This window comes from Mesorhizobium maamorense (genome assembly GCF_044998965.1).
Lineage (GTDB): Bacteria > Pseudomonadota > Alphaproteobacteria > Rhizobiales > Rhizobiaceae > Mesorhizobium.
Window position 1 is genome coordinate 3,168,830 of record NZ_CP173356.1, and the last position, 18,956, is coordinate 3,187,785.

Consider the following 18,956-nt stretch of genomic DNA (forward strand, 5'->3'; position numbering starts at 1 on the left):
GCGGCACAGGCAAGTGGCACTGACGGAACAGGTGACCGGGTTTGCCATGCGTGAGCGGCCGCATGCGTCTCACGGCGCGCGGCCGGCGCGCACCTCCGATGGGGTCATGCCATAGCGGGACCGGAACTGCCGGTAGAAGGTCGAGGGTTCGACCAGCCCCGCCTCGAAAGCGAGGTCGGCGATCGGCCTTGCTGAAAAAAGCGGGCTGGCGAGCTGCCGGTGGACCCGCTCCAGCCGTCTTTGCATGACATAGTCGGAAAACCCCTGCCCCTCTTCGGCGAAAAGGCGCCTGATGTAGCGCGGGCTGAGCCCCAGCCCCCGGCCCGCCGTCTCTGCCGAGAGGCGCGCTCGGTGCAGGTTCTCCTCGATATAACGCTTGATGGCATGCATGCGGGCGGTACGAACGCCGCGGCCGGCGACCACCTGGTCAACCTCGCGGTTGGCGCCGACCGCCGCGGCGAACAGATCGGCAATGTGCTGGGCGGCCAGCGGCGCCAGACCGGGGCCGATCGCCCCACCCGCCACCGCCTCGACATAGGCCAGCAGAAGCCGCGCTTCAGGCGTGCCGGGATTGATGGCATCCGGCCTGAGATCGCCGACATGGCGAAGGAGAGGAGTGAGCGTCGATCGGGCAAATCGCGCGCAGATCGTCCAATCGCCGTTCTGCGCCCTCGCTCGCCAGCTCCGGTCCATCGGCATGATGCAGGGCGCACCGGGCGAGGTCTCAACCGCCTCGTGCCGTGCCGTATCGAAACGCCACCCGCCCGCGATCCAGGACACCACCAGGTCGTCATTGGCGTCCTGCTGGAGCGCGGCCGTGCGTTCCCAAGCCATGGGCGCGACCTGCCCGTGGGCCACGCTCACCCCTGGCAGGATGGTGGTGGAGGCGCTCAGCCGCAACTCGCCGCGTTCAAGCGGCGCAAGGTCCAGCCGCATGCAGATGCGGCCATAGAACTCGCGCACGGCAGCTTCGCGCTCTCGGGCCGCGATCGCGTCCGTGGACAGAACTATGATGGTCTCCTGGTCGGTCACCTGCGTTCGATCCCCGCTCAGAACCTCACGGGGTGCCGACGATGGCGGGCGCCGTTTGCTGCCTCTCCGCTCTAGACAGTGCCATGAACCCCTCCAGTGCCCTCGACGCGGTGTGAGCCTTCGGCCGCTTTTCGCGCGGGCGGCGGCAGAATTTCAAGACCTATGTGAGGGCTCCGCGCAAATGTGGCATGAGGCGCAAGGAATGTGACCGCTGGTGCAACCGATTGGGGAAATCGCCTCGGAAAGCACGGGAAGGCTCTTCACATACCGGCTGATCGGACACCGCTTGTCCATTGATTCATTTGTCTTTCGGCTGGCACGCCGCCTCTATCGCAGTTCGCGGATCCAGTGCCACATGGTGCGGTTCTCGCCATGGCCGAGGGACTGGCTGCGCCCCTGGGCGGCATAGGCCCGCATCTCCCGCGGGGTCATGTCGAAGGAGCGGCGGAAGGCGCGCACGAAGCTCTTGCGGTGACCGAAACCATAGCGACCGGCGATCTCGGCGATGCTTTCGTGCCGGCGGCCGGGATCGGCGAGCTCGGCGCGGCAGCGGCGCAGCCTCTCCTCCTGGGTATATCTGGAAAGACCGCCATGAGGCTCGAAGAGGTAATAGAGCTTGCGCATGGAAATGCCGAACATGGCGGCGATGGCCTCGGCGGTGAGGTGCCGGCTGCGGATATGCGCGTCGATGTGGCGACGGATCTCGCTGGTCAGCGCCAGGTGGACCGAGGCGGCGTTTTCCTCCGCCACGGCCGAATTCACGGCTGCGGCGGCGAGTTCCAGCGTCGGCCCGATCACCGCCTCGGCGTCCTGACGGCTCATTGCGGGCGCGGCCCCGTAGAGGCCCACAAGATGCCCACGCAACAGCGCCGCCAACGGCGCGTTGCCGGAAATGACGCGCATATTGTGCTCGTCCGGCGCCTTTAGGAATGGCGCCAGCAGGCGGCGCGGCACGGTCAGGTTGAGGCTGTCGAAATCGGACGTGCCCGTCGACTGGGCCTGTGCCAGGTCGGCCACGATCAGGTCCCCGGATGAGGCCTTTTCATCCGATGCGCCATCGCGCCGTCCATGGCTTCCGCGGAGGCAGACCTGCACAGTGATGTGATCGAGGCCGTCGCGGCCGATCCGGGCGCGCGAGCGGTCGAAGCTTTGCGCGATGCACCCATACGAGGTGAGAACGATCTCGCCGAAGTGAAAGGCATCGGCGTGGAAATGAAACCGGTCATCGCCGGCGTTGCGCAGGCGAACGTCGTAGAGCAGGCCGATATTCTCCTGCCACAACGCAAGGGCTTGCCGAGGCGCCAGGCCTGCCGTGTCCAGCACGCAGCGCTGAACCCCGATGTCGACGAATTGCCGTTGGGACACAACGCCTTGACTGCTGCCTGCCGCTGCCACCGCCCATGCTCCGCAACCGCGAACCGCTCACAATATGCATTTATGCCGGGGCGCGACAACGCCTGATCGCACGGACGCCGCCGGGAATGTGGACTCAGAGCTGGCTCACCACTTCGGTATATTCCCTCACCTTTCCATCCTGCCCACGAATGCGCCAGTTGCCGCCGTCGCGGTCTTCCACGTAATCCGGCCCGATCGGCACCTTGCCGCCACCGTCGGGCAGGTCGAGCACGTAGACCGGATTGCAGATGCCGGACAGGCGCGCGCGCAGCGCGGCCACCAGCGCCTGGCCTTCGGCGATCGTGGTGCGGCGGTGCGCCATGCCGCGCGCAAGGTCGCCGTGGTGAAGGTAATAGGGCTTTACCCCCAGGCGGTACATCAGCTCGCGGCAGAGTTCCTCCTGCACCTCGACAGTGTCGTTGACGCCCTTGAGCAGGACGCTCTGGTTGAGCAGCACGAATCCCGCCTGCCGCAAGCCGCGGCAGGCCGCCTCGGTCGCATCGGTGATCTCGCGCGGATGGTTGAAATGGGTGACGACCGTGATCATCAGCCGGCCTTGCAAGGCAGCGATCAGCCCTGGCGTGATGCGTGAAGGCAGCGCGACCGGCACGCGGGTGTGGATGCGCATCAGCCGCACATGCGCGATCGCCTCGATGCGGGCGCGGATTTCGTTGAGCGCCTTGTCGGGCAGCGAGAGCGGGTCGCCGCCGGTCAGGATCACCTCGCGGATCTCGGGGTGGGAAGCGATATAGGCGAGCGCCGGCTCCAGGGCTTCGCGCGTATAGCCGCGTCCGATCGAGGTCAGGGACTCCTTGCGGAAGCAGAAGCGGCAATAGACCGCGCATTGATAGGTGGGAAACAGCAGCACCCGGTCGGCATGGCGATGCGTCAGCCTGGGCACCGGACTGAAGGCGTGGTCGCCGATCGGGTCGTCGAGCTCGCCTTCGCCGGTCACCAGCTCGTCGGGAGACGGGATGACTTGCGCCCGGATAGGATCGGCGGGGTCTTCCCAGTCGATCAGGTCGAGATAGAATTTGGGGATACGCACCTTGTGGCGGGAGGCTGCTTCCTGGGCCGCCGCGCGTTCGCCTGGCGACAGCGGCAGCACGGCCAGGTCGCGCACATGGCGCACGCCGGCGCGGATGTCGTCCTGCCAGGCGGCGTCGGCATCGGAAACGGGCTCAGCTGCGGCCGTCGTCTCATCGTGGAGCTGTGTGGTCATGGGGTTCTCGAGGTTTTTAGCGGACCTATCGGCCGGATGGCCTGCCGGGTCAACCGCCTTGCGCCGGCCTTCCCCGTGTAGCAAGGAGGGTCTGTGCTCTCGAAAATGCCGCGGAGAAGACCCGGGATGAGACTTGTGGTGTTGGTGGTGCTAGCCACGTTGGCAACTGGATGTGTGAGCTCTCCGGTGGATTATGGGGCCTCGCTTTAGACGCAAGACCCGAAATGGATATCGCCGGAATGCCAACAGGCCCGGGTCGAGGCCTCGAACTATGATGCGCGTGAAAAAGAGCATCCCGGTTGGGGGACCGGTGTCTTCCTTGGCCCTTACGGATTGGGTCTCGCGGCAGCCGCAGGATACATTTGCAGTGCTCGAGTTTGCCGCTGCCGAACGAACTCGCGGGCGAGCCGGGCCCCCCGGCCACGACAAAATATCCATAGATGATATGCTTTGATGCTTCTGAAGGCAGGCCAGCGTTTGATGGGATCGCAGAAGCGGAAGCAGGACTGAACTTGGGAACGCCGCCCATGACGACCATTTACGAATTCGCGGTTGTCGAGGGCCAGGAATGGGTGCTTCCGGTCGACGAGGCCTACTACGAGGTCTTCTTCTCCCTTGACGGAACACCCCTCGAGAACTGGGACCCACCGGTCATGCGCCGCGTGTCGGAGGGCGACCCCCTCTATTCAGACTTCCCTTGGCTTGGCGAGCATGCGCCGCTTTTGCGCAAGCCTGCCGTCGACGCGCTGAAGGCATATCTGCTGCCCTATGGCCAGCTGATCCCGTTGCGCGGGGAAGAGGTCTGGCTTTTCAACGCGACCACCGTGATCGATGCGCTGGACGAGGAGCGGTCTGGAATCGTCTATTTTGATGACGGCGCCATTCTCGCGATCGAGCGATACGAATTCGATGCGGACAAGATCGGCACCGCCGAAATTTTCAAGCTGCCGATGCGCGCGTCCCCGGTGTTCGTCAACGACACATTCGTCAATCGCATGCGCGACGCCGGACTGCGGACGGTATCGTTCAAACCCAGGTGGCGCCGCATCGAAGCGTGATGTTTGACGACCCTGCGATGCCAACTAGATCAGGTTCTGTCCGCCATCGATGCGGATCGTCTCGCCGGTCGTGAATTCGCTTTCCATGAGGTAGAGATAGGCAGGGGCGACGTCGGCGGGCGTAGCGACCTTCCTCGCGGGCAGGCGGGCGGCCATGCCGGCGAAAAAACCGGATTTGGCCTCACCGACGAGTTCGTCCCACATCGGCGTGTCGACCCATCCCGGCGACACGATGTTGACGCGCGTCGGGGCCAGCTCCAGCGCCAGCGCCCGGGCGAAATAGCTGAATGAACCGGCGATCGCGGAAACAACCGAGCCTCCGGGAACCGGCGGGCGGTCCTTGTTGATGCCTGATGTGAAGGTCATGGACCCTCCGGCTTTCAGCGTGCGCCCACCATGTTTGGCGAGCCTCACGGCGCCGATCAGCTTGTTGTCGACGAAGCGCCGCACGTAGTCCATGTCGGTCTGGCCGATCGGGTCGTTGGGCGGCGGCGTGCCGGCTGTCGAGACGAGGTGGTCGAAGGCACCGGTTTCGTCGAACATCCGGGTAATGTCCGCCTCTTTCGTCATATCAGCGGAAAGGCTTCGCACGCGACCGCCCGGGCCGAGCGTCCGTTCCGCGGCCTTGAGCTTTTCGCCCGAGCGGCCGACGATCACCAGCTCCGCGCCGCGCTCCAGCGCGGCTGCCGCTACGCCGAGCCCTATGCCGGAACTGCCTCCGACGACAATAATTCTCTTGCCCTTGAGCGATGCCATGGGAACCTCCGTCTTCAGGATGGACTGCTGGATTACGCCTTGCCGGCGTGGGCCGCCTCGATGTCGGCGACAATGATCTTGCTCATCTTGTACATCGCCTGCCGCGCCCGCCCCGCCTTATCGCGGTCCGGGTCGTTCATCAGGCGCAGTGCCGCTTCGGGGATCACCTGCCAGTAGACGCCGAATTTGTCCCTCAGCCAGCCGCAAGGCTTTTCAGCGCCGCCGCCCGCCGTCAGTGCGTTCCAGTAATAGTCTGTCTCGGCCTGGTCCTTGGTCTCGATGTAGAGCGAGATCCGCTCGTTGAACGGCGGCATCGAGCCGGCATTGAGCGCGGTGAAGCGCTGGCCCTCGAGCTCGAAGTCGAAGATCGCGTGCGGCACCGTTTTGTTCGTGCCGCCGACGAAGTCGGTGAACTCGATCGCTTCAAGCGCCCGGCCATTCTTGAATACAGACAGATAGAAGTCGCGCGCCTCTTCGGCGTTGAGATTGAACCAGAGGAAGGGGTGAACGGTAGCCATGCTGCTCTCGTGAGGTTTGATCACAAATCCTGCGAGCATTCTGTCCAGCATGTGCTGGACAGACAATCCAAACTTTGGCAAGGATTTGTGATCAAATCTCACAGATTGGCCATGATCCGCAGACTTCCCCACTCAATGCGCTGCCGGCCTTCGAGGCCGCCGCGCGGCATTTGAATTTCTCCAGGGCAGCCGACGAGCTCAACGTCACGCACGGCGCCGTCAGCCGGGCGATCAAGCACCTTGAGGAACAGCTCGGCGTGCTTCTGTTCGAGCGCGCGACGCGCTCGGTGCGCCTCACCGCCGTGGGCGAGCCCTATGCGAGGGCGGTCCACGAGATGCTCGACCAGCTCGCGGCCGCCACCCAATCGGCGACGGCCGCCCATTCGGGCTCGACATTGAACGTCTCCACCTCCGACGGCTTCGCGGGAAAATGGCTGGTGCCGCGGCTCTATCGCTTTCATCGCGCGCATGGCGACATCGACGTCAGGATTTCGACGACCGGCAAGTTGACCAATTTTTTTGGCGACGGCATCGACGTCGCCATCCGCTATGGCGCCGGAAACTATCCGGGTCTTATATCGGAATTCCTCACTGGCGAGGAGGTGTTTCCAGTGTGTAGCCCGAGGCTCATGCAGGGCGCCTGGCCCCTGGAGAAGCCCGACGATCTCAGGCACCACACGCTGATCCATGATGGCTTCCCGATCGGCTGGGCGGTCTGGCTGTCCAGCGCGGGCGTGGAAGGCGTGGATCCGCGGAGCGGGATTACCTTCGATTCCGCCACTTTCGCGGTCGAATCGGCCGTGCAAGGGGAAGGCGTGGTACTTGGCCGGACCATGCTCGTGGCGGCCGACCTCGCCACCGGAAGGCTTGTCCGCCCTTTCGGCCACGCGCTGAAATCGGTTTCCAGCTTCTATCTGGTCTACCCTCCGGACGCGGTCCGCCGGCGCAAGGTGAAGGCTTTTCGCGATTGGCTCTTTTCGGAAATGACGGCGCAGCGTGCCATGGCCGTTTCCGGAGAATAGCCTCTGCGCTAGCTCCTCAGTCCCGGTGCCTCCTGCCCGGTGCGCTCGACATATTCGGTGTAGCCGCCACCATAGGTGTGGATGCCTTCCGGCGTCAGTTCCAGCACGCGATTGGACAGCGCCGCCAGGAAATGGCGGTCGTGCGAGACGAACAGCATGGTGCCCTCATATTGCGACAGCGCCTCGATCAGCATCTGCTTGGTGACGATGTCGAGATGGTTGGTCGGCTCGTCCAGCACCAGGAGGTTGGGCGGGTCGAACAGCATCAGCGCCATCACCAGCCGCGCCTTTTCGCCGCCCGAAAGCACCCGGCACTTCTTCTCGATCTCGTCGCCGGAAAAACCGAAGCAGCCGGCGAGTGCCCGAAGCGGCGCCTGACCGGCCTGCGGAAAATTGTCCTCCAGCGTCTGGAACACGGTGCGCTCGCCTTCGAGCAGCTCCATGGCATGCTGGGCGAAATAGCCCATCTTGACGCTCGGACCGCGCGCCACCGAGCCCTGGTCGGGATCGGACGCGCCGGCCACCAATTTCAACAGCGTCGACTTGCCCGCGCCATTGACGCCCATGATGCACCAGCGCTCGCGCCGGCGCACCTGGAAGTCGAGCCCTTCATAGATCGAACGGCTGCCATAGGCCTTGTGGACGTTCTTCAACGTCACGACGTCCTCGCCGCAGCGCGGCGCCGGCTGGAACTCGAAATTCACCGTCTGGCGGCGCTTCGGCGGCTCGACGCGATCGATCTTGTCGAGCTTCTTCACCCGGCTCTGCACCTGGGCCGCATGCGACGCGCGCGCCTTGAACCGTTCGATAAAGGCGATCTCCTTGGCCAGCATCGCCTGCTGGCGCTCGAACTGCGCCTGCTGCTGCTTGTCCGCGATCGCGCGCTGCTGCTGATAGAATTCGTAATTGCCGGAATAGGCGGTGAGCGACCCGCCGTCGATCTCCACCACCTTGTTGACGATGCGGTTCATGAACTCGCGGTCGTGCGAGGTCATCAGGAGCGCGCCGTCATAATTCTTCAGGAACTGCTCGAGCCAGATCAGGCTTTCCAGGTCGAGATGGTTGCTCGGCTCGTCGAGCAGCATGGCGTCGGGCCGCATCAGCAGAATGCGTGCCAGCGCCACGCGCATCTTCCAGCCGCCGGAGAGTTTTCCGACGTCGCCGTCCATCATCTCCTGCGAGAAACCGAGACCGTCGAGCACTTCCCGCGCCCGGCCGTCGAGCGCATAGCCGTCGAGTTCCTCGAAGCGGTGCTGCGCCTCGCCATAGCGTTCGATGATCTCGTCCATCCGGTCCGCCTGGTCGGGATCAGCCATAGCCGCCTCCAGCGCCGCCATCTCGGCCGCCACTTCGCTCACCGGCCCGGCGCCGTTCATCACTTCGGCCACCGCGCTACGGCCGTCCATATCGCCGACATCCTGGCTGAAATAGCCGATCGTGACGCCGCGATCGACCTGCACCTGGCCCTCGTCGGGCTGTTCCTGCCCGGTGATCATGCGAAACAGTGTTGTCTTGCCGGCGCCGTTGGGGCCGACGAGCCCGACCTTTTCGCCTTTCTGCAGGGCGGCCGACGCCTCGATGAAGACAAGCTGACGGCCGTTCTGCTTGCCGATGTTTTCAAGTCTGATCATGAGTGGTCCGGGAGGCTGATGTGAGGGTGCGGGAGTTGCCCCGGCCCATACGCGAATGACAGCGGCGGGGAAAGAGGCAGAAGCGCCGCAGCGGGCGCAGCGCTCTTACGTCTTCCCACAGCGGAGGAGGGAGAAGCGCCCTCCAGACACACTTTAGAAACAAGATTCAACGTCCGGGAAAACTGGAGAAAAGCGGTGCTGCGATAACCACCCCCGCGGCGGCCGGAACCGGTCGCGGCGCAACGCAAAGGGATGGTCCCGAAAATGAAACCACGTTCGACCGGATGGATGGGTGCCCTGCTTGGCATTTCGTTTGCCATCACTGCGGTCGCACCGTCGGGTGCGGAAGCGGCGGTTACCCGCAGCGAGTCCTGCAGCCGGCTCGGTCTTCAACTCGACGGAGCCATCGAGACGAAAGACGACCTCGGTGCCAGTGCGATCCATCTGGCCGAGGCAACCGCGATCCAGAACAAGGCCAGCCGTTTTTGTGCCGAACGCAAGGAGGCGCAGGGCATCCGTACCTTCGCCAACGCCTTGAAACTTCTGGGCGTGACACCGGTCGATCTGAACCAGTGACGTCCACCATCTATCTCTGAAACAAGGAAGCCTATCATGAACAAGCCTCTCCTCTCCGCGCTCGACCTGGCCATTGCACTCGGTCTCGCAATGCCGGTCGTCGGCGCCAGCTCCGCCGACGCGGCCGCCACCACCGCGGCAGCCTCGACCGCGGCTCCCCTCGCTGCCGCTGCCGTGAAGAAGCCGGTCAAGGCGGCCGCGCACAAGCATGTCAAGCATCGCAAGCACGCCAGCAGGCATGTGAAGAAGCCTGTACGCAAGCACAGCCACAAGCACGCCGTCAGGAAGCACAAGGCCGCGGCTTGATCTTCTCAAGCCCGAACAAGGAGATAGAACGGTATCTTGAATCCCTTGATCGTTTTTTCCTGACGTCGTCCCAGGGAAAAGCCGCCCTCGCGCAAGCGACGGCGGCTTTTCTTTTCGGACTGGGCTGAAGGCTTTCCTTCTCTGCTGTCGAGAAGGTAACGCGCTCACTGCAATTGCGGCTTCTTCAGGAAACTGTCGCGGTCGGCGGATTTGACGCGCAGCCAGGTTTCGCGGCCGTCGCGCAGGACCCGCATCGGGATCTCGGCGCCGGCCGAACCGCTGTCCCATAGCTTGCGATAGAAATCGGCCAGCCCGTCGACCGCGCCGTCGCGTATGTCGGAGATGACGTCGCCCTCGCGCAGGCCCGCCTTGGCGGCCGGACCGCCTTCGGTCACGCTCATCACCACCACCCGGCCGTCGCTTTCGGCCGAGAGGGCGCCGAGCCATGGCCGTGGCGGCCGCGCCACCTGGCCGCGCGTCAGGAGATCGTCGAGGATCGGCGGCAACAGGTCGATCGGCACCACCATGTTGATATCGGCGACCTCGCCGTTGCGGCTCATCTGCAGGCGCAGCGACCCGACGCCGAGCAGCGCGCCCTTTGCATCGAACAGCGCCGCGCCGCCCCAGGAAGGATGCGCCGGCGCGATGAAGATCGCTTCCTCGAGCAGATATTCCCAATAGCCGGCGAATTCCTGCTTGGTGACGATCCTGGCCTGAACCGACTGGCCGATGCCGTCGGCGAGCACCACGCTATCCCCGATCCTGGCCCTGCCGGCGTCGCCCAGCGCCACCGCCGGCAGGCCAAGCGGCGCCAGCGCCTGAACCAGGCCAAAGCCCGATTCCTGGTCGTAGGCCAGCGCATGCGCCGGCACGACGCGGCCGTCATGGGTCGTAAGCCACACCTCTTCCGCCTCGGTAATGAGATAGCCGATGGTCAGCACCAACCCATTCTCGCGGATAACGACGCCGCTGCCTTCGCGCAGCGTGCCCAATGCCCCGGCAGTGAAGGCATCGTCTGGAATGGTGGCGCGCACCGCCACGACGGAGCGTCTGTTGGGATTGATGGGCATGCTCTTGTCCTGGACGGGCTTGGGGGTCACGTTCCTATAGGTATGGCACGCGAACCAAGGCGCAAGGGGTTGGGGGGCATCCCCTCCATCCTTTCGAAGCCCAAAGGGAAGATGAGAGGCATGGTCATTGACAATAGTTCAACGCAAGTTGAACTTTCCCGTTTGCAGCCCTAGCTGTAGGTGCAACTGCCAGTCCCGCTTCCAACCTGTCTCTCCCCACAATACGAGGCCCCGCGATGACCGAATACACTCCGCCGAAAGTATGGACCTGGAACAAGCCGAGCGGCGGCGCCTTCGCCAGCATCAATCGCCCGATCGCCGGCCCGACGCATGACAAGGTGCTGCCGGTGGGCAAGCACCCGTTGCAGCTCTATTCGCTGGCGACGCCGAACGGCGTCAAGGTGACGATCATGCTGGAGGAACTGCTGGCGCTTGGCCACAAGGGCGCCGAATACGACGCCTGGCTGATCAGGATCAACGATGGCGACCAGTTCGGCAGCGGCTTCGTCGAGGTCAATCCGAACTCCAAGATCCCCGCACTGATGGACCGCAGCGGCGCCACGCCCATCCGCGTCTTCGAGTCCGGTTCGATCCTCACCTATCTCGCCGAAAAGCTCGGCGAGTTCCTGCCGACCGACCAGCCGGCGCGCGCCGAGACCCTGTCCTGGCTGTTCTGGCAGATGGGCTCTGCCCCTTATCTCGGCGGCGGCTTCGGTCATTTCTATGCGTACGCGCCGACCAAGATCGAATACGCCATCGACCGCTTTGCCATGGAAACCAAGCGCCAGCTCGACGTGCTCGACCGCCGCCTGGCCGAAACCGAATATCTTTCCGGCGCCGGCTACTCGATCGCCGACATGGCGGTCTGGCCCTGGTATGGCGGACTGGCGCTCGGCCGCATGTACAATGATTCCGGCGAGTTCCTTTCGGTGCAGGATTACAAGAACGTGCAGCGGTGGGCGAAGGCGATCGACGAGCGCCCCGCGGTCAAGCGCGGACGCATGGTCAACCGCGCCTTCGGCGAACCCGCGATGCAGCTGCACGAACGCCACGACGCCAGCGATTTCGACACGAACACGCAGGACAAGCTCGCGGCTGAGTGAGCTGCGAGGGCGGGCAGCGGCGCTGCCCGCCCTCCGTTTGATTTTGCGAAAGCGTCGATGACGGCAACGTCTCACCTAGAGGCGTGGACATCACGCCGATCCGCTCCGCGCCGTTCAAGACGGCAATGCGTCTTCTTCTATCATCGTCCGACGTCAACAGCGGTCCTCTCACACAGGCCCCATAGAAATCTGTTGCGCAAATGCCGGCCAGGGCGCAACGTGTTGCCAGAAGATCGATGCAAGGGAGCAAATCGATCCTGCGGCGCGGCGTCCTTGTCGCGCAGGGCATGCCTAGGGTTGCCGCGGCGTCCTTTTTTGGCGCGAGCACGCGGCCTTGGTTTGGTCGGGGGAACAAATGACGCTCACGCTGATCGGGGCTGGCTTCGGGCGCACCGGTACATGGTCGACCTTCGTCGCGCTGAACAGGCTCGGCCTGCCCTGCTACCACATGCAGGAAGTGATCCTGAACAAGGCCAACAAGGGCCATCTCGATTTCTGGCGCAAGGTGGCCAACAGCCCGCCCGGCACGCAGCAGGACTGGAGCCGGGTATTCGGCAATTACAAGGCGACGGTCGACAATCCAGGCTGCTGCGTGTGGCGCGAACTGATGGCCGCCTATCCCGACGCCAAGGTGCTGCTCACCTTGCACCCGCGCGGCGCGGAAGCCTGGTACGAGAGCACCATCGACACGATCTACTTCACCGAGAATGTCTGGCAGTTCAAGATCCTGGAATGGCTGACGCCGTTCGGCCGGAAATTCGGCGACATGTCACGCAGGCTGATCTGGGGCCGCACGCTAGCCGGCGTCATGGGCAACCGCGCCAAGGCCGTGGAGCGCTACAACGCATATGTCGAGGAAGTGAAGGCGGCGGTGCCGCCGGAAAAGCTGCTGGTGTTCAAGGTCAGCGAAGGCTGGGCCCCGCTCTGCCACTTCCTCGACGTGGCGCAACCGAACGAGCCCTTCCCCAATCTCAACGACCGCGAGGCCATCAAGAAGATCATCGCCGACATCATCAAGGGCTCCTACATCATGCTGGCGCTAAGCGTGGCGGCCGTTATCGCGGTGATCGCGGCGCTATGGTGGTGGCTGGGGTAGTTGGGCGCCGTTCGTCGATCCCTCGGTGCAGCGGGAGCGAAGCGACGAAGGCTTTGCGATCCAGGCCACGCGATTGCGAAAAAGCGCTGCGGTCAAAACAAGGGCGTCGTTGTCGATACCGCCAAGCAGGCTGAATCGCGCGATCACCGCGTTAATTGGTGCCGCCGTCCGAGGACCGTCGTACCCGAATCTCGATACGCCGGCGTTCCCGAACATCGCCAACGTGGCTGCCGTCGGCGATAATGTCTCCCGGCATTACGAGCTGTGCCGCTGACAACGGAATGATCTTCACACTGCCCAGCCGTCCCGTCTGGATCAGCGCGTTCGCTACCGCGATAGCGCGCGAGAGCCCCAGCCCCGCATTGTCGGCCGGGGTCAAATCGCTGATAGCGCTGGCTCCGTTCATCGCCGAGATCGCAACCGCATCGAGGTTGGACGGCTTGGCCGGATTGATTTTCTGCTCATCCGTGTGACCGACGATCTCGACGACATCGACTTTGTAGCGTGTCAGCAAAGACAGAACGTCGTCCGTGACCTTGGTCTGCAAACGAGCCCGGAACGCGTCGGTGAGAGCAGCGCTGCCACGTTCAAATGTATAGCCGTCGTCGCTCAACGTTATCATCGGCGGCCACTGCATCGACGATTCAGCGTCCGCGCTCCTGTCGTTGGAGGCCGAGAGCGTCTTTTCAAGTCGGTCCAGCAGACGGGGGTCGGCGGCCTTGGCTTCGCTGATTTCGAGCAGCAATTTCCGCAGCGTCGGGTCTGACGTCGGCGCGGCATCGATGCCCTTTTCCGTAAGCCCGTCGATCACCGCTTTGGCCGCAACGAGCTCGGTCCAGTTGGCTGGCGGCAAAGGAAGCGCCGCTTTTGGAAACAGCGCCTGCAGGCGCGCCAGTTCGGCACGCATGTCGGCAAGCTGGCCCACCGTGATGTCCAGGTTCGCGGAGGCCTGCAGCTCGGCGATCCTCTCATCTTTTCGCTGTGCGATGCTGGCCGAGACCAGAAGGAGGCAGAAAAGCAGAAGGAGGAGAAGCTCGGCCATTGTGAGCCCAAGCACCACGCCTCGGCGATGGCCGCGTTCCCCTTCGGCGATAAGCGAGGAAGGCATCTTCATCGACATCGTCCCACACTGACCATGCAACGCGCTTTAGCCGCCACGCCAGAGCCGTCTGAATAGACCCTGCCGCGTCGGCGCTCGATCATAACCCTCAAATGTCGCCGCAAGTTTGTCGAGCACATCGCTGGCCCGAAGCGCTTCCGCCGTGGACTGTTCCAGCCCGCGCCGAAGCTCCGCCACATCGCCAAGACGGGAAGAGAAATCGCTCATGGCGGTTTCGATCGCCCGCTGCAAACCGGCCACGACCGGCTCCAGCCGAACCTCGATGACCTTGTCGGGTGTCGACATGCCAGCGAGCTTGTCGGCCATCATCTGTGTCGCGGTCGCAATCTGCGTGCTGGCGCTGGTCAGGATGGCGTTGATATCGTGAACTGCCTTGGCTGTCTGGTCGATGCCGCCCCGCAGCTCCTTGGTGTCTATTCCGCTCTGCATCGCCAGCGAGGATGCCCTGATGTGCTCGGAAGCTTCCTTGGCGAGCAGGTCCAGAGACTGGACCAGGGATTTCGCCGAGGTTTCCACTTGCGTTCGTATCTCGTGATAGCCCTCTTGCAGCATCTGCTGGTTGGAGCGTTGAAAATGGTTCATCTCGCTCAGGATGCCATCGAGTTCCCGGCGCACCTTGCGGGATGCTTCTGCGAGCTCGAGACGTGACACGCGTTCCACTTCCATGGGGTCGCGTCGGAGCTGATTGAAGACGATGCGAAATGCAATGCCGGCGATGGTGGAGGCAACCGCGATGCCGAAATTGCGCACGATCTCGTCGACTGCGCCACCGCCTCCATACTGGTAAAGCGAAACGGCGAGGCTGGTGAGCGTGAAGATGAAGCCCATATAGTAGAAGTTGTCCCCGGTTTGGTCGTCGCGCAGCCGGAGCCCGCGCGCGATCATGATCATCGCCGCGTAGCCCATCATCAGCGCGATCGGCACGAAGGTAACGACGAATGCCGACACGGAAAGCGATTTGGCCACGACTATGTAGGCGGCGCCCAGGCCGGTAAAAACGATAAAGACCAGTGGCGCCGCAGCGTCCAACTGCCGGCTGGCCACGCGCGGCCGCCTCACCCTTCAACTCCTTGCAACGACTTGGCAGAGCTGAAAACGCCGTGATTGTAATCAATCCACTGCTGCCAGAATGCTATCAACGCGACGCTGTCGACGGGCGACTTCGCCCGGCGTATGAGCCAGATCGACACATCGCTGCCAGCGAGATCCGTAGCGAAGCGGTTTGCCGCGGGCGACTTTTTGAAGGCATCGAAATCTGTGGCGCCGCGGTAGTGAGAGAAGAATTCGGTATTCTCGAACATGTCCGAAACGACAATCAGCCGCGAGGGGACCGCACGCGTTTTCTGGGCGACCAGATGGCTGACGGCTATCGACTGAATGCCGGCCATGATCGGCGAGCTGTCGGCCTTGTTTGCCTCGACCGCTTTTTCAAGCGCAACCAGCAGCGGCTGGCCGAATCCCGCTTGCCAACGCTCTCGCGCCAGCGCCGCATTGCCGGTGAAAGCACTGAGGTCGCCGCCATTGCCGGGGTTGCACAGCGAGAAGAGTTCTTTCGTATAGGGTACCGCTGATGTAAGGGCCCTGATCTCGAGCAAGCCACCGCGCTGGATGCCGGAGGCGGTATCGCGCAGCAGGGTCTGGATGTTCAGTTTGGTGACGTCAGCGATTGCATCCGTGGTATCGATCAGGATGATGGTTTGCGACGCAGCTCCGACGACCGGGCAAAGCCGATCGTCAAGTTCGACGAGTTGCGAGCGCGCCGAGACATAGACGTAGGTAAAGCCTATCGCGGCGGCAATGAGGCCGAGCGCGAATAGAATAATCCAGCCCCAGTTGACAAGGTTGGAAGGCGAGCGCCGGGACCGTCGACCGCTCATTGGGCTTCAGGCACCAGCACATCCAGTTCGCGATACTGCTTCAACGCAGCCTCGAACTGTTCAACCAGGGCGACCAGCATCTTGTCGAGGTCGCCTTGCGCATCCTTGATGGAAGCTTGCAATTCGTCGCTGTTCCATTCCCCGTCGCGGAAATACTGGACGCCGATGCGGCCGAGTTGGTATCGCCGCGAAAAGCGCTCCGGCGCGGGTGTCGTGCGTACAGCGATATTGGCGTCCCTGTAGATTCGGAACAGGCTGTTTGCCGCACGTTCAAGCTGAGCTTGGTGGGCGTCGAACAGCCCAACCAACCGAGAGCGATGGGCCACGATCGCATCGTGTTCTGTCCGCTGCTTGCTGAGGTCGGCGCGCGCATCGGCGAGTTCGTCCTCATAACCACTGCGAACATCGGAAAGCTCGCCGATCAGGCCTTGCCGCTTGTTTCGATAATTTGCCCGCGCCTCGTCAAGCCGGTGATCAACCGTGGCGTAGCCTGGATAAGTGTCACGCATGCTGAGCCCATCGATCAGGGCAAAGAGTGAAAACATCACACCGAGGAAGAAGAGTATCCAGGAGCGAAATTCGTTCAGCGCGAATGGCGCGCTTAGCAAGCGTCGCATCACCTCGTCGCCATTGGTCGCGATCGTTCCGGCAACCTCGCGGTAATGCGCCAGACCAAGATTGATGGCAATCGCTGCGCCGATATAGGCCGCGATGGCGAGAATGCCGACAAACTTACGGAAAATCGAGCGATGCGCGATCTCGCGCACGCCATAGAGGGCGAACATCAGCGCGACGCCGACATTGAGAATCGCGAAGATCAGCGCCTCGACGATGCCGCCGACCAGCCCGAGCTCGTTTCGCTTTGCAAGCAGTTCGCCATTGATGACGAGCTCTGCCATCACCAGCGCCACCACAAAGAGCCATTTCAACGTCGTACCGATGGCGGTGGTCTTCTTGCAGGGCCGGCGAAGCCCGTTCTGATCCTTGAAATCACGATGCCAGGACTCTGCCTCCTTCAGATCGCGACGCAGCCCATGCAGATCATCGATTCCCATCTGCAATTCGGCTTTCAAGTCGGAGAGACCAGCCGTGGATGCCGCTTTTATATTGGCAAAGCGCGATTCAAAGTCGAGGTCGATGAGACGCTGCCTGAACCCCGCAAGTTGGTTCTCCAGATGATCGTGGGATTGTTTCTGGGCGGCTCCGACCAATTCGATGATATCGTTTTCAACGGCATCGTAAGGTAGGTCATCGCTTTGAGGCAGATTCTCCCTGCCCCGCTTCTCGCCTTTCTCCGCAAGCCGCATATCCGTTGCAATGCGCTGGACGTCAATGTCGGGGAATGACTCTGTCGTCGGCCTATAGGCATGCGGCGGCCGCAACAGCCGTTGCTTGAGCTTTTCCAGTGACCCGAACATTCCACCCCACGTACACTCTTCCGACCACCCGGATCGAGGCTAGCGGTAAGCTCCGGATTCTTCAACGAGTTTCGCCCAATCGAAAGTGGAGCTTTTGCGGACGCAAAAGCACGGCAATTCCATCAGAATGACTGTCTACTGCTAGGGAGCCGTATTTTACTCTGCGCCGTATACTGTATGGTCGCTGTCGCCGAAGTGCGGAGAAAAAGAGAGCGGGCATTCTGCTTCGCCAAACGCCGCCCCTCACCGCAACTCCACCCACACCGGCGCGTGGTCGCTGGCGCCGTCCTCACCGCGCACGTCGCGGTCGATGCCGGCAGCCTTGAGCTTGCGGGCGAGCTTCTTCGACAGGAGGATATGGTCGAGCCGCAAGCCCGCATCGCGCGGCCAGCGGTTCCGCCGGTAATCCCAGAAGGTGTAGAGCGTCTCTTTGGGGTACACCTTGCGCAGTGCGTCCGTCCAGCCTTGCTCGATGAGCGCCGCAAAGGCTGCCCGGCTTTCCGGCTGTACCAGCGCGTTATCGTCGTAGGAGCGCGTGGCATAGATATCGCGCGGCTCGGGCACGATGTTGTAGTCGCCCGCCAGCACCACCGGCAGACCGGTGTCGAGCAACTGTTCGGCATGCGCCGCCAACCGTGCGTGCCAGGCGAGTTTGTACTGAAATTTCGGCCCCGGCTGCGGGTTGCCGTTCGGCGCGTACAGGCAGCCGATGACGATTCCGTTCACCGCCGCCTCGATGTAGCGGCTCTGCCTGTCGGCATCGTCGCCGGGCAGCACATCGCGCGTCAGCACCGGCTCGGCGCCCCGCGCCAGTATGGCGACGCCGTTCCAGGTCGGCTCCCCCTTCCACACCGCGCCGTAGCCGGCATCGGCCAGGGCAGTGCGCGGAAACTGCATATCGCGCGCCTTCAACTCCTGCAGGCAGACGACATCGGGTCTTGCCGCCGCCAGCCAGGTCAGCAGATTCTTCAGTCGGCTGTTGACGTTATTGATGTTGAAGGAGGCGATTTTCATCGGCGGGTCAAGAGACGAGCTTGCCCGTCCAAGCCTTCACCGTTTCGGCCAGCGTCTTCAGATGATCGGCGGTCGAAAACCCCGAGATGCTCTTGCGCGGCTTCAGATCGTGATCGCCATCCTCCAACCATACGATCTCGATGCTGTCGGAGAGCCCATAGCCGGCAATCTCGTCGGGCGTGCCGAACTCGTCGCGCGTGCCCTGGAAGATCAGCGTCGGTATCGTCAACCCGGCCAGATGCTTGGTCCGCAACTGCTCGGGCTTGCCGGGCGGGTGGAAGGGATAGCCGAGGCAAAGCAGGCCCGAGATTTCGCCCCTGGCAAACATCTCGTCCGCCACCATCGAGGCGACGCGACCGCCCATCGATTTGCCACCGATGATCAACGTCCCGGTCACGCCCCTCGCCCTGAGGTCGGCGATCGCCTTGATGTATTCCGGGTTCACTGTCTCGGCGCGCGGCGGCGGCTTGCGGTGGCCATAGCGGCGGGACGCCATATAGTGGAACTCGAACCGCGCGACCTGAAAGCCTACTGCCGCCACCGCCTTGGCGGTGGCGGTCATCGAAGGAGAATCCATCGACGCGCCGGCGCCATGCGCGAGCAGGATGGTGACGGGAGCTGTGTCGTCGCCGTCGAAGAGGAAGGTGGTCATGGAATAGGGCTCCCGTGGCTCGGCGTTGGTGACCCCTTCTCCCCTTGTGGGACCCGAAGGGCGGGCGAGACCGTTGGCTCGCCCCGGGGG

20 protein-coding genes are annotated in these 18,956 nt (G+C 63.2%); 7 read left to right on the plus strand and 13 right to left on the minus strand.

Annotated features, from left to right (window positions below; genetic code table 11):
- Window positions 1–69: 69 nt before the first annotated feature.
- Complete coding sequence (locus ACIU1A_RS16110) at window positions 70–1,032, minus strand: AraC family transcriptional regulator (protein WP_140671022.1); 963 nt, start codon at window positions 1,030–1,032, stop codon at window positions 70–72.
- 327 nt (window positions 1,033–1,359) lie between these two features.
- On the minus strand, window positions 1,360–2,049 hold the full coding sequence (locus ACIU1A_RS16115; RefSeq protein WP_404927730.1) for a helix-turn-helix domain-containing protein: 690 nt from the start codon (window positions 2,047–2,049) through the stop codon (window positions 1,360–1,362).
- Between the two features lie 51 nt (window positions 2,050–2,100).
- Between ACIU1A_RS16115 and ACIU1A_RS16120 the strand changes: the two genes are divergently transcribed.
- A complete protein-coding gene (locus ACIU1A_RS16120) occupies window positions 2,101–2,493 on the plus strand; it encodes a hypothetical protein (RefSeq protein ID WP_404927732.1) in 393 nt (130 codons plus the stop codon).
- Between the two features lie 28 nt (window positions 2,494–2,521).
- Here the strand turns inward: ACIU1A_RS16120 and ACIU1A_RS16125 are convergent, their stop codons facing one another.
- Complete coding sequence (locus ACIU1A_RS16125; RefSeq protein ID WP_404927733.1) at window positions 2,522–3,649, minus strand: KamA family radical SAM protein; 1,128 nt, start codon at window positions 3,647–3,649, stop codon at window positions 2,522–2,524.
- 527 nt (window positions 3,650–4,176) lie between these two features.
- Between ACIU1A_RS16125 and ACIU1A_RS16130 the strand changes: the two genes are divergently transcribed.
- A complete protein-coding gene (locus ACIU1A_RS16130) occupies window positions 4,177–4,707 on the plus strand; it encodes an imm11 family protein (RefSeq protein ID WP_404927734.1) in 531 nt (176 codons plus the stop codon).
- Between the two features lie 24 nt (window positions 4,708–4,731).
- Here ACIU1A_RS16130 and ACIU1A_RS16135 read toward each other — a convergent pair whose 3' ends face one another.
- Together ACIU1A_RS16135 and ACIU1A_RS16140 are read right to left on the minus strand one after the other, a co-directional pair.
- Window positions 4,732–5,463, minus strand: coding sequence for an SDR family oxidoreductase (locus tag ACIU1A_RS16135; protein ID WP_404927735.1), 732 nt, complete (start codon window positions 5,461–5,463; stop codon window positions 4,732–4,734).
- Window positions 5,464–5,495: 32 nt separating this feature from the next.
- Complete coding sequence (locus ACIU1A_RS16140) at window positions 5,496–5,981, minus strand: VOC family protein (RefSeq protein ID WP_140499028.1); 486 nt, start codon at window positions 5,979–5,981, stop codon at window positions 5,496–5,498.
- Between the two features lie 104 nt (window positions 5,982–6,085).
- Between ACIU1A_RS16140 and gcvA the strand changes: the two genes are divergently transcribed.
- Window positions 6,086–7,003 carry a transcriptional regulator GcvA gene (gene gcvA / locus ACIU1A_RS16145; protein WP_404927933.1) on the plus strand — a complete coding sequence of 306 codons (918 nt, stop codon included), beginning with the start codon at window positions 6,086–6,088 and terminating at the stop codon, window positions 7,001–7,003.
- A gap of 8 nt (window positions 7,004–7,011) precedes the next feature.
- On the opposite strand, the gene ACIU1A_RS16150 is transcribed toward gcvA, so the two are convergent.
- Entirely contained in the window at window positions 7,012–8,634 is a 1,623-nt protein-coding gene (locus ACIU1A_RS16150) for an ABC-F family ATP-binding cassette domain-containing protein (RefSeq protein ID WP_404927736.1), read from the minus strand.
- Window positions 8,635–8,898: 264 nt separating this feature from the next.
- Between ACIU1A_RS16150 and ACIU1A_RS16155 the strand changes: the two genes are divergently transcribed.
- Window positions 8,899–9,210 carry a hypothetical protein gene (locus ACIU1A_RS16155; RefSeq protein ID WP_404927737.1) on the plus strand — a complete coding sequence of 104 codons (312 nt, stop codon included), beginning with the start codon at window positions 8,899–8,901 and terminating at the stop codon, window positions 9,208–9,210.
- A gap of 36 nt (window positions 9,211–9,246) precedes the next feature.
- Entirely contained in the window at window positions 9,247–9,516 is a 270-nt protein-coding gene (locus tag ACIU1A_RS16160; protein ID WP_404927738.1) for a hypothetical protein, read from the plus strand.
- 164 nt (window positions 9,517–9,680) lie between these two features.
- Here ACIU1A_RS16160 and ACIU1A_RS16165 read toward each other — a convergent pair whose 3' ends face one another.
- On the minus strand, window positions 9,681–10,586 hold the full coding sequence (locus ACIU1A_RS16165) for a S1C family serine protease (protein WP_140582497.1): 906 nt from the start codon (window positions 10,584–10,586) through the stop codon (window positions 9,681–9,683).
- A 236-nt stretch (window positions 10,587–10,822) separates the two neighbouring features.
- On the opposite strand from ACIU1A_RS16165, the gene yghU reads away from it, so the two are divergent.
- The gene (yghU, locus tag ACIU1A_RS16170) at window positions 10,823–11,689 is read left to right on the plus strand and encodes a glutathione-dependent disulfide-bond oxidoreductase (RefSeq protein WP_404927739.1); all 867 of its coding nucleotides are present in this window, start codon (window positions 10,823–10,825) and stop codon (window positions 11,687–11,689) included.
- Between the two features lie 355 nt (window positions 11,690–12,044).
- On the plus strand, window positions 12,045–12,785 hold the full coding sequence (locus tag ACIU1A_RS16175; RefSeq protein ID WP_140499042.1) for a sulfotransferase family protein: 741 nt from the start codon (window positions 12,045–12,047) through the stop codon (window positions 12,783–12,785).
- A gap of 151 nt (window positions 12,786–12,936) precedes the next feature.
- On the opposite strand, the gene ACIU1A_RS16180 is transcribed toward ACIU1A_RS16175, so the two are convergent.
- From ACIU1A_RS16180 to ACIU1A_RS16205, 6 genes are all read right to left on the minus strand, one after another.
- Window positions 12,937–13,899 carry a hypothetical protein gene (locus ACIU1A_RS16180; protein WP_181167220.1) on the minus strand — a complete coding sequence of 321 codons (963 nt, stop codon included), beginning with the start codon at window positions 13,897–13,899 and terminating at the stop codon, window positions 12,937–12,939.
- Between the two features lie 33 nt (window positions 13,900–13,932).
- Window positions 13,933–14,964: a hypothetical protein gene (locus tag ACIU1A_RS16185; protein ID WP_140499046.1), complete on the minus strand. Its 1,032-nt coding sequence runs from the start codon at window positions 14,962–14,964 to the stop codon at window positions 13,933–13,935.
- Complete coding sequence (locus tag ACIU1A_RS16190) at window positions 14,961–15,782, minus strand: hypothetical protein (RefSeq protein ID WP_404927740.1); 822 nt, start codon at window positions 15,780–15,782, stop codon at window positions 14,961–14,963. The genes ACIU1A_RS16185 and ACIU1A_RS16190 overlap by 4 nt, the downstream gene beginning before the upstream one ends.
- Window positions 15,779–17,200: a hypothetical protein gene (locus tag ACIU1A_RS16195; protein ID WP_404927741.1), complete on the minus strand. Its 1,422-nt coding sequence runs from the start codon at window positions 17,198–17,200 to the stop codon at window positions 15,779–15,781. Before ACIU1A_RS16195 ends, ACIU1A_RS16190 begins: the two co-directional genes overlap by 4 nt.
- Before the next feature lie 243 nt (window positions 17,201–17,443).
- Window positions 17,444–18,214, minus strand: coding sequence for an exodeoxyribonuclease III (locus ACIU1A_RS16200; RefSeq protein ID WP_140499052.1), 771 nt, complete (start codon window positions 18,212–18,214; stop codon window positions 17,444–17,446).
- Window positions 18,215–18,221: 7 nt separating this feature from the next.
- On the minus strand, window positions 18,222–18,866 hold the full coding sequence (locus tag ACIU1A_RS16205; RefSeq protein WP_404927742.1) for an alpha/beta family hydrolase: 645 nt from the start codon (window positions 18,864–18,866) through the stop codon (window positions 18,222–18,224).
- Between the last annotated feature and the right edge of the window lie 90 nt (window positions 18,867–18,956).